A 14,506-nucleotide genomic window follows, 5' to 3' on the forward strand; every position below is an offset into this window, starting at 1 on the left:
TCACAGCGTTAGCACTATGCGCTGACAATAATAAGGACAGAAAACAAATACAACGCTATTTAGTTAAATTTCTGAATGTAGATCTGATTATAAGTAAATTATATGAACCAACCTATTGGCTTTTGTTTAGTGAGTGTGGCTTATATAGCGTGGATATTTCACCGATCGTTTCAATGATTCATTGAGGGCCTTCATGGAAAGCAAAAATAAGCATTTCAAGGTACTGACGCTGGCCGGCTGTTTACTGGCGTCGATGGCGAGCGCCTCCGTTTTTGCCAGCCAACTGGTGATCATGCAGAACGAACCGCCGCGCAGCATGGATCCCGGCAACCAAACCGCGACCTTTACCGGCACGGTGCTGGACCCAATGTACGAAGGCCTGACGCGTCTCGGTGATGACGGCAAAATCATTCCGGCACTGGCATTATCCTGGACATCCGATCACAGCGGACTTAACTGGACCTTTACCCTGCGACCCAATGTGAAATTCCACGACGGCACGCCCTTTAATGCCGATGCGGTAGTTGAAAACTTCCAGCGTCATTTAAATACGCAGCGCGGTTTAGCGGGTAGTGGGAAAATTCGCACCTTTATTCAGGATGTGAAGAAAAAAGACGATCTCACTGTCACGTTTCAGCTGAAAAAAATTAACCCGGCCTTTTTAACTGTTTTAGCCTCCGGTCCGGGATTAATGGTGAGCCCGAAAGCAGATAAAGCCGGAAGCATCAACAATAAAGCCGACGGCACCGGGCCTTATAAACTGGTGCAGTACAAATCCGGTGAATATGTACTTGAACAAAAGAATCCCGACTATTGGGGAAAATCTTCCGGGCCGGATGAAATTAAATGGACGTGGAGCAGCGAGCCTTCGGTGATGAATATGGCGTTGCAATCGGGTCAGGTTGATATTATTAACCCGGTGCCGCCGCAGTTTGCCGGCATGTTGAAAAACAACGCCAACGTAAATCTTAAACAGTCGCCGGGCGCGGCGGTGTTCTGGGTCGATCTCAATACCCAAAGCAAAGCACTGAGCGATGTGCGCGTGCGTCAGGCGCTGAATTTCGCCACCGACCAGCAGGCGCTGGTGAAAGCCATCATGTTTGGTTATGCGCAACCGGCAAACTCCGCGTTGGCACCGGTCGATCCCAACTACGACAAAAGCTTGCATGACTATCCGTACGATCTGCAAAAAGCCAAAGATTTGCTGAAAGCGGCGGGCTACGCCGACGGTTTCCCGATGTCGATTGCGGTGCAGGCGCCGGATGCGCGTACCGCACAAGTGCTGCAGGGCATGTGGGGCAAAATCGGCGTGAAACTTAACGTGCGCCAGATGGAGAGCGGCGTGTGGACCAAAGCGGCATTTGCTGATGGCAAAGAGAAAGCCGCGCAGGGCACCGATGCGGTGCTGGCGTCCTGGTCTTCCGGTTTATATGGCTCGGATCTGCAGCTCCGTCCGCTGTATCACACCAGCAGTTTCGCGCCGGGCGGGGCTAATCTGGGCTTCTTTAGCGACAAGCAAACCGATGATTTGATCGACACCGCAGCGTCGACGCTCGACGATGCCAAACGCAAAGATCTCTACTTCCAGGCGCAAAAACAGATCAGCGGATTAGCGCCGCAGGTGCTGCTGTTCTATCAGGACGATCTCTATGCCGCACGTAAAAATATCAGCGGCGTGGTGATGCAGCCGGGCGGACAAATCGTCGTGCGCGACGCAGTGAAGCAATAACCTCATGGCTGATGTGATATGAAAGCGTACGTCGCAAAAAAGGTGCTTTCGCTGCCGTTAATCATTTTCGGCGTGTCGATTATCGTGTTTATCGCCATCCGTGCGCTGCCGGGCGATCCGGCGCGGCTGATGGCGGGACCGGAAGCGCCGCAGGAAGCGGTGGACAGTATGCGCGTGCGGCTGGGGCTCGATCAGCCGCTGCCGCTGCAATATGTCAGGTTCGCGGCGGAAGCGCTGCACGGTAACCTTGGCTTGTCGTTGCAGTCGCAGCGTCCGGTGATGACGGAGATCAGCGAGCGGTTGCCGTACACCTTATCGCTGGCGGCGCTGGCGTATCTGCTGGCGATTGCGATTGGTGTTCCGGCGGGCATGACCGGCGCCATCTATCGCCAGCGGATTCCGGATCAAATCGTGATGGTGCTGACCATAGCCGGTGCGTCGATTGCCAACTTCTGGCTGGCGCTACTGGCGATGAATTATTTCGCGGTTGAGCTGGGCTGGTTACCGCTGTTGGGCGCCGATTCGTGGAAAAACTACATCATGCCCACGGTTACGCTGGCGATCTTGCCAATGGCGATGATCGCGCGCATGACACGTTCCAGCATGCTGGATGTGCTGAGTCAGGATTATATCCGCACCGCCAAAGCCAAGGGGTTATCCTCCGCCAGCATTAACTGGAAGCATGCGCTGCGTAATGCACTGATCCCGATTGTCACCATTGTGGCGCTTAACTTCGGCAGCCTGATTGGCGGCGCGGTGGTCACCGAATCGGTGTTCAACTGGCCAGGCATTGGTCGCTTGCTGGTGGATTCGGTGCGCTATCGTGATTATCCGGTGATTCAGGGCGTGACGCTGGTGGCCGTAACCGGCGTGGTGCTGATGAATCTGGTGGGCGAAATCCTGATTGGCCTGCTCAATCCAAAAATAAGGTTCGACTGATGAACAGCATTGAAAATTCCGTGCTGCCGCCGCGTTCGCGCAGCCGACACCTGATCAGCACTCTAATTGCAAACCCGTCCATTGCCATCGGCGGTGCATTGGTGCTGCTGGTGGTGCTCGCCGCCGCGCTGGCTCCGCTGATTACCAATTGGGATCCGGTGGAGCAGGATCTGCTCAACACCTTGCAAGCACCCTCGGCCGCGCACTGGTTTGGCACCGACGATTATGGCCGCGACATTTTCTCGCGCGTGATTTACGGCGCGCGCATCACGCTGTTTGAAGTGAGCCTCAGCGTAGCGATCTCAATGGTGATCGGCATTCCGCTTGGCATCATTTCTGGCTTAGCCGGACGCAAAATTGATGCGCTGATCATGTGGGTGATGGATATCATCTTCGCTTTTCCTGGCATTGTGCTGGCGATTTTGATCGTTAGCGTGCTCGGGGAAGGGCTCACCAATATGCTGATCGCCATTTCGCTGTTCTCAATACCGGTTTATGCGCGTCTGAGCCGTAACCTGACGCTGGGCCTGAAAAACATGGAGTACATCGAAGCGGCACATATGCTCGGCGTGCGCTATCCGCGCATCATTACGCACTACATTCTGCGTAACTCAATTGGTCCGCTGATTGTGCAATCGACGCTGACGGCGGGCGCGGTGGTGCTGTCTGCCGCCAGTTTGTCCTTCCTCGGTTTAGGCGTGCAGCCACCGATGCCGGAGTGGGGCACCATGATGAGCGATGGGCGCAACTTCCTCGGCCTGAATATTTATGTGTCACTCTTCCCAGGATTGGCGATTTTGATTACCGTGCTGGGCTTCAATGTGCTGGGCGACGGTTTGCGTGATGTGATGGATAAACGTTTATGAGTAGACAATCTGCGGTGATTTGCCTCGATCTGGGCGGTTCTTTTATTAAGTTAGGCGTGATGAGTGCGCAGGATCAATTAACCCTTCTCGATCAGCAAAAAATTCCGGCAACCAGTTGGGACGACTTCACCGCGCTGGTGAGTCGCATGATTGCCCAACATCACCTGCATTATACCGCCAGCAGTGCGGTGGCGATCTCTACCGCCGGCATTGTGGCACCCGATTCTGGCGAGATGTTTGCCAGCAATATTCCCGCGTTTCATCAGCGCCGTCTGGCGAACGAATTAGGGGCGCTGCTGCAACGTAAGGTGATTGTGCATAACGATGCCGACTGCTTCACGCTGGCGGAAGCGCTGGCGGGCGCGGGAAAAGGGCACAAAGTGGTATTTGGCGCGATTCTGGGTTCGGGCGTTGGCGGCGGATTGGTGGCGGATGGCCGCATTATTACCGGGCAGAACGGATTGACCGGCGAATGGGGACATGGGCCGATCACATTAACCGAAGTGGAGATCGATGGCGTTACGCGGCGGCTGCCGCGCAAAGCGTGTTCGTGCGGGCAAAAAGGCTGTCTCGACAGCTACGGCGGTGCGCGCGGGCTGGAAAATCTGCATCAGACGTTGCATGACCGCACGGCGAGCAGCGTTGAGATCATCGAACGCTGGCAGCAGCAGGATGCACAGGCGCAGCAAACCATTCAGGCATGGCTGCAAATTGTCGGTCAGCCGCTGGCGTACAGCATCAATATCACCGGCGCATCGCGCGTGGCGGTTGGCGGCGGATTGGCATCGGTGGCTCCACTGATCGCGGCGTTAGATGAGGTGGTGCAGGGTTACGTATTACGCCGCACCACGCATCGTCTGGTGGTGCCAGGCGAGTTCGCGCATCACGGCGGCATGATGGGCGCAGCGCTGTTGGCGCGCATCATTTAACCCGGTGCGCATAAATGCGCACCCTACGAAAAACGCGTCAATCCTTTGTAGGGTCGCCATTTATGGCGACCTCTGCCACAGCGTTACTCCAACCCTTCCCAATAATTTGCGCTATCATATGCCGCTCACTCTTCTCGGTCTCGACGATGGCTGTCGCGTTAAGCGCCCACGATCCTGACTGAGTTCTTCACTTGCGGTTCGGAAAACTCATGTCATCAGTACAACCCCAACTTACTCAGCTGCCGGATGAGGCATCGCTGCCGCGTCAAAGCGTGCTGAAAGCCTTGTTCGCGCTCGGTACCGGCGGCTTTGCCATTGGCACCGGCGAATTCGTCATCATGGGACTGCTGCCCGATGCAGCCAAAGGTCTCAACGTATCGATCCCCTCGGCAGGCCATCTCATCAGTATCTACGCGCTAGGCGTGGTGATTGGTGCGCCGCTGCTGGCGGTGCTGGGCGCGCGCGCCTCACGCCGTAATTTCCTGATGACGCTGATGGGCCTGTTTGCCGCCGGCAACCTGCTAAGCGCCATTGCGCCGGGTTATTATTCCATGCTGCTGGCGCGTTTCCTCGCCGGATTCCCGCACGGCACCTTCTTCGGCGTGGCGGCGTTGGTCGCAGCCGGTTTGGTTGAACGGCGCAAACGCGCGCAAGCGGTCTCAATGGTGCTGTTTGGCCTGACCATCGCCAACTTACTCGGCGTGCCCGCCGTCACGGCTATCGGCCAATGGTTTGGCTGGCGCGATGCCTTCGCCATTGTCGGCGGTCTGGCGGTGATAACCTTGCTGCTGATTTGGCTGTGGGTGCCAAACGTGGCGGGCGACAAAAATGCCAGCCCGCTGCGCGAATTGTCGGCGCTGACGCGCAAACAGGTACTGCTGACGCTGGCGATTGGCGCGGTGGGCAGCGGCGGTTTGTTTTCGGTGTTTAGCTACGTGAAGCCAACCATGACCGAACTGGCGCAGATGCCGGTGAGCTGGATCCCGGCGGTGCTGGCGTTGTTTGGTTTGGGCATGATCATCGGTAACATCGCCGGCGGTCGTCTGGCCGATCGCGGCATTGAAAAGACCATCCGCATTTTGCTGATCTGGTCATTCCTGGTGCTCAGCGCCTTCGTGTTTGCCGCGCACTATGCGCTGGTAGGTGCCATCAACGTGATGCTGGTGGGCACCATGGTGGCGCTGGCGGCGGTGCTGCAGATCCGTTTGATGGATGTCGCCGGTGACGCGCAAACCATGGCGGCGGCGATGAACCATTCGGCGTTTAACCTCGCCAACGCGCTTGGCGCATGGCTGGGCGGTGTGACCATTTCTGCTGGTCTGGGATGGCAATCCACCGGTTGGGTGGGCGCGATTCTGGCGGTGTTGGGTCTGCTGATCCATGCGGTGGCGATGCGCGATGCACGTCGCAAATCGATTACCTTCGCGCACGAAAGTCATTAACACCCTACCTACCGTAGCGGCGCGATATATTACGTATTGCCGGGCTGGGCACATTGCCGCCCTTAATATGCGCAATAGATCGCGCCGCAAGGGGTAATTAATTTTTACGCCAACTTCTGCTGCAAAAATGTCATAAACACCCGATTGATCTCACTGCGCTGACGGTGCTGCGGATAGAGCGCATTGAGATGGAGCGAGGTCGGCTGCCACTCTTCTAACACCGTCACCAACTCACCGCTTGCCAGCGCTGGCGCCACAATGAACTCCGGCAACAGAATCAGACCCAACCCGGCCACCGCCGCGTCGCGCAGCATTTCCCCGTTATTACTCACCATTGGCCCATGCACGCTGATCACTTTACGCTGGTCGCCGTTAAACAGTTCCCAGCCGGTCTGGCTTTCGCGTCCGTAGCGCAGGCACAAATGCTCGCTCAGCTCCTCCGGCGTACGCGGCGCGCCTGCGCCCTGCAGGTATGACGGGCTGCCGCAGATTACGCGGCGAAACTCGCCCAGTCGCCTGGCGATCAAACTCGAATCTGGCAGCGTACCGATGCGAATCGCCATATCAAATCCTTCACCCACCATATCGACATGCCGATCCGCCAGTTCAACCTGAAACTGCAACCCCGGATGCTGGCTGAGAAACTCGGCAATAAACGGTGACAGATGGCTGATACCAAACGACATCGGCACGCTCAGGCGGAAGCTGCCCTGCAGCACCTGACGACGCCCCGATACCGCCAGCTCGGCTTCCTGCACATCATCAAGAATGCGCTGCGCATGCTGCGCAAACAGCTGGCCGTTATCGGTCACCGACAGCTTACGCGTGTTGCGATTCAAAAGCCGCGCGCCGAGCGACTCCTCCAGCGCGGCGATGCGGCGACTGACATACTGCTTCGACAGCATCAGCTGTTCGGCGGCGGCGGTGAAGTTACCGGCCTTGATCACGGCTACATAAATACGGAGATCTTCAATCTGCATATTGTCCACTTATCGGTGACAGTCATTGTCATTATGACGCATTGTTAGGCAAATCAGTTTACGTATACTTGTTTGCAACGGGAAGGGCAATCGCCCCCCAACAGCAAATTTGAGGAGCAGACCATGATTGAACAACGCCTATCAGAACAACGCGGAGTGGGTGACCATGGTTGGTTGAATTCGCATCATACGTTCTCTTTCGCCAGTTACTGGGATCCAAAACAAACCGGCTTCTCAGACTTGCTGGTGATCAATGATGACCGCGTTGCACCGGGTCGCGGCTTTGGTGCGCACCCGCACAACAACATGGAGATCATCTCCTACGTGCTGGAAGGCGCGCTGGAGCATAAAGATTCCATGGGCACCGGTTCGGTGATTGTGCCGGGTGATGTGCAGCTGATGAGCGCCGGCAGCGGAGTCACGCACAGCGAGTTTAACCACTCAAAAACGGATAACGTGCACTTCCTGCAGATCTGGATTGTGCCTGGCGAACGTAATTCGCCTCCGGGTTATCAGCAGATTTCGGTGGAGGAAAGTGACAAACGTGGTCAGCTGCGCCTGATTATCTCGCCGGAAGGGGACAACGGTTCACTCAGCGTGCGTCAGGACATCCGCATTTATGCCGGACTGTTCGACGGCGTCGAGCAGCAAACCCTCGCGCTGGATGCCGATCGTTACGCCTACATTCACGTGGCACGCGGCAGCATCGAAGTGAACGGCGTGAAGTTCAAAGAAGGCGACGGCGCACGCGTTCGCAACGAAAGCGCGCTGCAGTTCGCTAACGGTGATGATGCGGAAGTGCTAGTGTTTGATCTGCGTCCGCTGGAAGTGAATCATCCACAGCGTTAATGATTAAAAATACCGCAAAGAGCAGTGCGAGCCATCGCGCTGCTTTTTTTTATGCGCGATCACAGCGTATGTAACACTTTTTCTTAACATTAATTGCAGTGATTAAGATCGCAATAATTATTTCCATACTCTCTTTAATGGTTAGCCAATGAACCTAAGCATCACGGCTTAACATGGAGAGGGCAGCATGCAAGAAAAAATCCCCGGAACGCGCTGGTATCGCGTCATCGCCCCAATTCTTATCACCTGCATTGTCTCATTCATGGATCGCGTCAATATCAGCTTTGCGCTGCCTGGCGGCATGGATCAGGATTTAGCGATCACCAGCCAAATGGCCGGCATGGTGAGCGGCATCTTCTTTATCGGCTATCTGTTTTTACAGGTGCCGGGCGGACGTATTGCGGTGAATGGCAGCGGCAAACGCTTTATTGCCTGGTCGCTGGCCGCGTGGATGGTGGTCTCCATCGCCACCGGTTTTGTCACCAATCACTATCAGCTGTTGGCGCTGCGTTTCGTGCTGGGGATTTCCGAAGGCGGCATGTTGCCGGTGGTGTTAACCATGGTCAGCAACTGGTTCCCGGAGAAAGAGCTGGGTCGCGCTAACGCCTTTGTCATGATGTTCGCGCCGTTAGGCGGCATGTTTACCGCGCCGATATCGGGTTACATCATTAATGTGCTGGACTGGCGCTGGCTGTTCATTATCGAAGGCCTGCTGTCTGCGGTGGTGCTGCTGATGTGGTAGCTGGTGATCGCCGATCGTCCTGAAGAGGCGCGCTGGTTACCGGCGCGTGAAAAGGAGTATCTGCTGCGCGAACTGGCGCGCGAAAAAGCCCAGCATCTGCAAAAGGAGCCGGTCAGCAAAGCGCCGTTGAAAGCGGTGTTTCGCAGCTCCGGGCTGATGAAATTGGTGGCGCTCAACTTTTTCTATCAAACTGGCGATTACGGTTACACGCTGTGGCTGCCGAGTATCCTGAAAAATCTCACCGGCACCAATATGGCGGGCGTTGGCCTGCTGGCGGCGATTCCTTTTGTCGCGACGGTGCTCGGCATCTACGCCATTTCATGGTTAAGCGATCGCACCGGCAAGCGCCGTTTGTGGGTGATGGTGTCGCTGTTCTGCTTTGCCGCCGCGTTGCTGGCGTCGGTGGTGTTGCATGACAACGTCGTCGCCGCTTATATCGCGCTGGTGGTGTGCGGCTTCTTCCTCAAAGCGGCAACCAGCCCGTTCTGGTCGATTCCCGGACGTATCGCTGCGCCGGAAGTGGCGGGCAGCGCGCGTGGCGTAATCAATGGCTTGGGTAATCTGGGCGGATTCTGCGGACCGTACTTAGTCGGGATCATGACGCTGCTGTATAGCCAAAACGTGGCGATCTGCTGGCTGGCGGGTTCGCTGGTGATTGCCGGAATCTTTACGCTAATGCTGCCTAAGGAGTGCGATATCAATCCATCTGAAACGCGCCGACATATGAAGAGTAATCATTTGATGAGTGTAAAACATTGAATGAGGCGAGGATGGCACTATTCTGAATATTAACTGTTGAAAGGAAGAATAAATAAAAGGGAGCGCCTGCTGAGGTGCTCCCTTTTTAATGCATCAATCAATCGAAAGATTGTGAATAGCCAGCACCGCGCGCGCCGCTTCTTTGCCTTTCTTAATAAAATGCTCGGTATAGAAGTTTTCAATCACATCAACCGGCTGGAAATTATGTGGCGTTAATGAAACGGAGAACACCGGTACGTTGGTGGTCAGCTGCACATTCATCAAGCCATCAACCACCGCAGCGGCAACGAAATCATGGCGATAGATACCGCCGTCAACCACCAGCGCAGCGCAGACAATCGCATCGTACTTGCCGGTTTCAGCCAGACGCTTAGCCAGCAGCGGCATTTCAAATGCGCCAGGCACTTCCATCACTTTTAATTCCGCTTCAACGGATTGATCGGCTAATTCTTTTTCAAAACCCACCAAGGCATTATGGACAATTTCTTTGTGCCAGCCGGCTTTAATAAATGCAATTTTAATATTGTTCATGGTTATTCCGACATCACCTGTTTATAAAATTAGAGAGAAATCCACTCTCAGCAATAATGTGTTTGTATACCATATGTTACGTTTGTGATCCACAAAGCCCAAGTAGCGATAAATGCCTTGCTGCTTATTTCCCTGTAAATCGTCTGGTTATTTCGCGCTTGACGGCGACCATCGCCTGCAATACAAATAGACGCGTCGGGGGAGTCTCGCCAAAGAGACTGAGAGGCTAATAGCGCATTGCGCGGCTTAGCGACCCTTTGAACCTGACCCAGTTGATACTGGCGTAGGAAGACTGACAGTCTTGTTGTATTGGGCTGTCTGGCGCTCAGGCAAGCTCGATGGATGCGCCATTTCCCTTCTCCTGTATCTGCGGGTCTCAGCTAACACTGAGAGGCCGATGTGAATTCCCCCTGTTTGAACATCCTGGATCCGGCGCTGTGAGCCGCTGGAGCGTGCTTGGCTGCGGCGTGGCGGGCCTATGCGTAGCCACTTTGCTGGCGGAACGCGGTGAAGACGTTGAGGTGATGGGCGATGACGCGCGCCGCCCGGCATCGTGGTTTGCTGGCGGCATGCTGGCGCCCTGGTGTGAAGCCGAAAGCGCGCCGCGCGATGTTATCACTCTTGGGCAACACGCCGCCGCGTGGTGGCAACAGCGCGTCAGCAGCGTCGAGCATCAGGGCACATTGGTGGTTGCGCCGCCGCGCGATAGCCAGGAACTCAACCGTTTTGCTCGCATGACCGAGCAGCATCAATGGGTCGACCCCGCCGACATTGAACCGGCGCTGGAAGGGCGCTTTGCGCGCGGTCTGTTTTTCGCCGGGGAAGCGCATCTCGATCCGCGTCTGGCGTTGCAGGAGATGCGTGACGCGCTGATCGCGCGCGGCGTGTCATTCAGCAATCACGCGCCGAGCGGTCAGATTATCGATTGTCGCGGCATCCACGCCGCGCCGCAACTGCCGCGCCTGCGTGCGGTGCGCGGCGAGATGCTGATTCTGCACAGCGATGAAGTGCAGTTTTCCCGCCCGATTCGTCTGCTGCATCCGCGTTTTCCCTGCTATCTGGTGCCGCGTCGCGGCGGCCACTTTATGCTCGGCGCCACCATGATTGAGAGCGACGATGCCAGCGCCATCAGCGCGCGCGCCATGATGGAGTTACTTAGCGCCGCCTATGCCATCCATCCCGCCTTAGCCGAAGCGCGCGTGATTGAGGGCGGCAGCGGTCTGCGTCCGGCCTATCCGGCGAATCTGCCGGAAATCCACTATCACAATCACACTTTTTATCTCAACGGCATGTATCGCCACGGTTTTCTGCTGGCGCCAATGCTGGCAGAGCAGCTGATGCAACGCATTTCTGGGGAACTCAATAATGAATATTCAGCTTAACGGCCGCGCCATCAGCACCCAGGCAACAAGCCTGAGCGAATTGCTGATCGAGCAGCAAATTGATGTGGCCTGCGTCGCCACCGCCTACAACGGTGCGTTTGTGCCGAAAAGCCAGTACGACACGCAGCGGCTGGATGAAGGTTGCCAGCTCGAAGTGCTGTCACCGATGCAGGGAGGTTAAGCGATGTTTTACGATTTTGAACCGCAATCACGCTTCCTGCTCGGCACCGCCGGTTATCCTTCGCCCGCCATTTTGCAGCAGGCGATTGCCGCCTCCGGCACCGACATCATCACCGTCAGTTTGCGGCGCGAAGGCGCGGCGGGCGCGGCATTCCGCGAACTGCTGACCGGGCTCAACATCCGCGTGTTACCGAATACCGCCGGTTGTCACACGGTAAAAGAGGCCGTCACCACCGCACACATGGCGCGAGAACTGTTCAACACCGCGTGGATCAAACTGGAAGTAATCGGCCATGCCGACACGCTGCAGCCCGATCCTTTCGCGCTGGTGGAAGCCGCGCGCATCCTCAGCGCAGAGGGTTTTCAGGTGTTTCCGTACACCACCGAAGATCTGATCGTCGGCGAAAAGCTGCTGGCAGCGGGTTGCGAACTGTTGATGCCGTGGGGCGCGCCGATTGGTTCCGGCCAGGGTTTGCGCAACATCGACGGCCTGCGCGCCATGCGCGCGTGGTTCAGCGACATCCCGCTAATCATTGATGCGGGCATTGGCGCGCCGTCGCAGGCGGCGCAGGCGATGGAAATGGGCTTCGATGGCATTTTGCTCAACACCGCCGTCGCCAAAGCCGGCGATCCAATCGGCATGGCCAACGCCTTCCGGCTGGCGATTGAAGCCGGACAAGCCGCGCGCGCTGCCGGACTGATGGAGAAGCGCGATATGGCAGCCGCGTCCACGCCGATCTTCGGTCTTGCAAATCTGAGTTAAGGACGGCAACTATGCAACGTTATCAACGCCAGATGATGCTGGCGGAAATCGGCGAAGCTGGGCAGCAAAAGTTACTTAACGCGCGTGTGCTGGTGGCGGGCGCGGGCGGATTAGGCGCCACGCTCCTGCCGCAGCTGGTGGGCGCGGGGGTCGGCTATATTCGGCTGTATGACGACGATGTGGTGGCGCTGCATAACCTGCATCGGCAAACGCTGTTTACGCAGCAGGATATCGACCAGCCCAAAGTGCTGCGCGCGCAGCACGCGTTGCAGCAGCGCAATCCGCAGGTGCAGATCGAGGCGCTGCAACAGTCGCTGAGCGCCAGTAATCTGCAGCAGGCGCTGGCGGGATGCGATCTGGTGATCGATGCCGCCGATAACTTTGCCGTCACCTACCAACTTTCCGATGCTTGCATGCAGGCGGGCATGCCGCTGATCAGCGCCTCGGTGCTGGGGCGGCAAGGTTACGTCGGCGGATTCTGTGGCGGCGCGCCGAGCTATCGCGCGCTGTTCCCACGCTTGCCGTCCTCGGCCGCGAATTGCAACACCGCAGGCGTGATGGGCCCGGCGGTGGCAGCGCTCGGCGCGATGCAGGCGCAGATGGCGCTCAGCGTACTGCTGGAATTACAGCCTTCACCGCTGGGTTGTCTGGTGAATTGCGATTTTGTGAACTGGCACTTCCGCCAGTTCCGCTTTGATGATGCTGACGAGCCGGAACATGCGGTGCCGTTTATCGATCCGCAACAGTTGGCCGCCGATGACTGCATTGTCGAACTGCGCAGCTATGAAGAAGCGCCGGTCAGCGTGGCGGATGGCGTTGAGCGCATCTTGCCGCAGGCGATCGCCGCGTGGCAGCCGCCCGCCCAGCAGCGCATCGTGCTGGTGTGCGCCAGCGGCATCCGCGCCGCGCAGGCCGCTAACGCGCTGGCGCAGCGCGGATTTCACCAGCTGGCGATTCTGGCGGCCAATCGCCCATGAATCAGGACATTCTGTTCAACGATGTGAGCTTTAGCTGGGACGATAAACCGCTGTGTCAGCGGCTGAATCTGCACCTGCGCGGTGGCAAAACCACGGTAATGCTGGGACGCAGCGGCATCGGCAAAAGTACGCTGCTGCGTTTGGTGGCCGGTTTACTCCAACCGCAGCAGGGCGCGGTGCGGGGCTTGAGCGGCAACGTGGCGTGGATGGGCCAGCAGGATCTGCTGTATCCGTGGCTGACGGTGCTCGACAACGTGATGCTGTCGGCGCGGCTCAGCGGCGACAAGCCGGATCGCCCGCGTGCGCTGGCGCTGCTCGAGCAGGTAAAACTCAGCGACGTGGCGCATGCACCCCCGCATCAACTCTCCGGCGGCATGCGGCAACGCGTGGCGCTGGCACGCACGCTTTATGCGCAGCGCGACGTGGTGCTGATGGATGAACCCTTCGCCACGCTGGATGTGATGACCAAACTCAGTTTGCAAACGCTGACCGCCGGATTACTGCGGGGCAAAACTGTGCTGCTGGTGACGCACGATCCGCTGGAAGCGTGCCGCATGGCCGATGACATTCTGCTGCTGCAAGGCCAGCCGCTGGCTATCGAAAGCTGGCCGGTTGCTGGCGGTGACGCGCCGCGTCCGTTTGATCATCCCGACGTCCTACAGGCGCAGGCGCAACTTTTCTCCCGACTGAATACCCATGAAAACAGTGTTTAGCGCGATCTACCTGATCGTGGTGCTGCTGTGCGGCTGGTTACTGGCACGTCACAGCGGCGTGCCGACTTTCCTGCTACCCGCGCCGTCAGCGGTGCTTGAGGCGCTGTGGCTGCATCGTCAACTGCTGTGGCATCACGCGCTTTATACGCTGGCGGAAATTGTGCTGGCGCTGCTGCTGGGCGTCGGCGCGGGCGTGACGCTGGCGGTGCTGATGGCCGCCAGTCCGCTGCTGCGTCGCGTGCTGTTTCCGCTGGTCACCGCCAGCCAGGCAATTCCGGTGTTTGCTCTCGCGCCGCTGCTGGTGCTGTGGCTCGGCTTTGGCATCGCCTCGAAAGTGGTGGTGGCGGCTTTGATCCTGTTCTTCCCGCTGTGCTTGTCACTGTTTGATGGGCTGTGCCGTACGCCGGTCGGTTGGCTGGAGCTGGCGCAAACCTCCACGTCGTCGCGTTTCCGCATCTTCTGGCGCGTGCGCTGGCCTGCCGCGTTACCGCAGTTTTTCTCCGGCCTGCAGATGGCGGTGGTGTTGGCCCCGATTGGCGTGGTGATTGGTGAATGGGTCGGCGCCAGCGAAGGGCTCGGCTATCTGATGATGCAATCCAACGCGCGACTCGAAACCGCCACCAGCTTCGCGGCGCTGCTGCTGTTACTGATTCTGGCGCTGCTGCTTTCGGGCAGCGTGGCGCTGATGCGCAAGAAAATCCTCTGGCAATCTACATAAGGAAATA

At 57.5% G+C, this 14,506-nt stretch carries 14 protein-coding genes, 1 pseudogene and 1 riboswitch; of the genes and pseudogenes, 13 read left to right on the plus strand and 2 right to left on the minus strand.

Annotated elements, in window-relative coordinates; genetic code table 11:
• The first annotated feature begins 193 nt into the window (after positions 1-193).
• The 5 genes from K5Y30_RS18620 to K5Y30_RS18640 all read left to right on the plus strand — a co-directional run bounded on the left by K5Y30_RS18620 (position 194) and on the right by K5Y30_RS18640 (position 5,905).
• Positions 194-1,729, plus strand: a complete 1,536-nt coding sequence (locus tag K5Y30_RS18620) for an ABC transporter substrate-binding protein (protein ID WP_222212789.1) — start codon at positions 194-196, stop codon at positions 1,727-1,729.
• An 18-nt stretch (positions 1,730-1,747) separates the two neighbouring features.
• Positions 1,748-2,668 (plus strand): ABC transporter permease, encoded by a 921-nt coding sequence (locus K5Y30_RS18625; RefSeq protein ID WP_101761054.1) that lies wholly within the window; start codon positions 1,748-1,750, stop codon positions 2,666-2,668.
• A complete protein-coding gene (locus tag K5Y30_RS18630) occupies positions 2,668-3,534 on the plus strand; it encodes an ABC transporter permease (protein WP_222212790.1) in 867 nt (288 codons plus the stop codon). The genes K5Y30_RS18625 and K5Y30_RS18630 overlap by 1 nt, the downstream gene beginning before the upstream one ends.
• Entirely contained in the window at positions 3,531-4,463 is a 933-nt protein-coding gene (locus tag K5Y30_RS18635) for an ROK family protein (RefSeq protein WP_222183758.1), read from the plus strand. Before K5Y30_RS18630 ends, K5Y30_RS18635 begins: the two co-directional genes overlap by 4 nt.
• Before the next feature lie 209 nt (positions 4,464-4,672).
• Positions 4,673-5,905: an MFS transporter gene (locus tag K5Y30_RS18640; RefSeq protein WP_222212791.1), complete on the plus strand. Its 1,233-nt coding sequence runs from the start codon at positions 4,673-4,675 to the stop codon at positions 5,903-5,905.
• A 104-nt stretch (positions 5,906-6,009) separates the two neighbouring features.
• Here the strand turns inward: K5Y30_RS18640 and K5Y30_RS18645 are convergent, their stop codons facing one another.
• Positions 6,010-6,885 (minus strand): LysR family transcriptional regulator, encoded by an 876-nt coding sequence (locus tag K5Y30_RS18645; RefSeq protein WP_222212792.1) that lies wholly within the window; start codon positions 6,883-6,885, stop codon positions 6,010-6,012.
• 123 nt (positions 6,886-7,008) lie between these two features.
• Between K5Y30_RS18645 and K5Y30_RS18650 the strand changes: the two genes are divergently transcribed.
• Complete coding sequence (locus K5Y30_RS18650) at positions 7,009-7,734, plus strand: pirin family protein (protein ID WP_222212793.1); 726 nt, start codon at positions 7,009-7,011, stop codon at positions 7,732-7,734.
• 187 nt (positions 7,735-7,921) lie between these two features.
• A pseudogene (locus K5Y30_RS18655) lies at positions 7,922-9,235 on the plus strand (MFS transporter).
• A 93-nt stretch (positions 9,236-9,328) separates the two neighbouring features.
• Here the strand turns inward: K5Y30_RS18655 and K5Y30_RS18660 are convergent.
• Positions 9,329-9,766 (minus strand): 6,7-dimethyl-8-ribityllumazine synthase, encoded by a 438-nt coding sequence (locus tag K5Y30_RS18660; protein WP_222212794.1) that lies wholly within the window; start codon positions 9,764-9,766, stop codon positions 9,329-9,331.
• Between the two features lie 187 nt (positions 9,767-9,953).
• Positions 9,954-10,073, plus strand: a riboswitch (TPP riboswitch).
• A 130-nt stretch (positions 10,074-10,203) separates the two neighbouring features.
• On the opposite strand from K5Y30_RS18660, the gene K5Y30_RS18665 reads away from it, so the two are divergent.
• The 6 genes from K5Y30_RS18665 to K5Y30_RS18690 are packed head-to-tail and all read left to right on the plus strand — an operon-like array spanning position 10,204 to position 14,499.
• Positions 10,204-11,148: an FAD-dependent oxidoreductase gene (locus tag K5Y30_RS18665; protein ID WP_222212795.1), complete on the plus strand. Its 945-nt coding sequence runs from the start codon at positions 10,204-10,206 to the stop codon at positions 11,146-11,148.
• Entirely contained in the window at positions 11,132-11,329 is a 198-nt protein-coding gene (thiS, locus tag K5Y30_RS18670; RefSeq protein ID WP_110866723.1) for a sulfur carrier protein ThiS, read from the plus strand. The genes K5Y30_RS18665 and thiS overlap by 17 nt, the downstream gene beginning before the upstream one ends.
• A gap of 3 nt (positions 11,330-11,332) precedes the next feature.
• Positions 11,333-12,091 (plus strand): thiazole synthase, encoded by a 759-nt coding sequence (locus tag K5Y30_RS18675; protein WP_210081959.1) that lies wholly within the window; start codon positions 11,333-11,335, stop codon positions 12,089-12,091.
• A gap of 11 nt (positions 12,092-12,102) precedes the next feature.
• The gene (locus K5Y30_RS18680; protein ID WP_222212797.1) at positions 12,103-13,068 is read left to right on the plus strand and encodes a HesA/MoeB/ThiF family protein; all 966 of its coding nucleotides are present in this window, start codon (positions 12,103-12,105) and stop codon (positions 13,066-13,068) included.
• The gene (locus K5Y30_RS18685) at positions 13,065-13,781 is read left to right on the plus strand and encodes an ABC transporter ATP-binding protein (RefSeq protein ID WP_222212799.1); all 717 of its coding nucleotides are present in this window, start codon (positions 13,065-13,067) and stop codon (positions 13,779-13,781) included. Before K5Y30_RS18680 ends, K5Y30_RS18685 begins: the two co-directional genes overlap by 4 nt.
• Positions 13,765-14,499, plus strand: coding sequence for an ABC transporter permease (locus tag K5Y30_RS18690; RefSeq protein WP_222212801.1), 735 nt, complete (start codon positions 13,765-13,767; stop codon positions 14,497-14,499). The genes K5Y30_RS18685 and K5Y30_RS18690 overlap by 17 nt, the downstream gene beginning before the upstream one ends.
• The last annotated feature ends 7 nt before the right edge of the window (positions 14,500-14,506 follow it).

Origin of the sequence: Pantoea sp. DY-5 (assembly GCF_019795955.1) — a bacterium.
Taxonomy (GTDB): domain Bacteria; phylum Pseudomonadota; class Gammaproteobacteria; order Enterobacterales; family Enterobacteriaceae; genus Pantoea; species Pantoea leporis.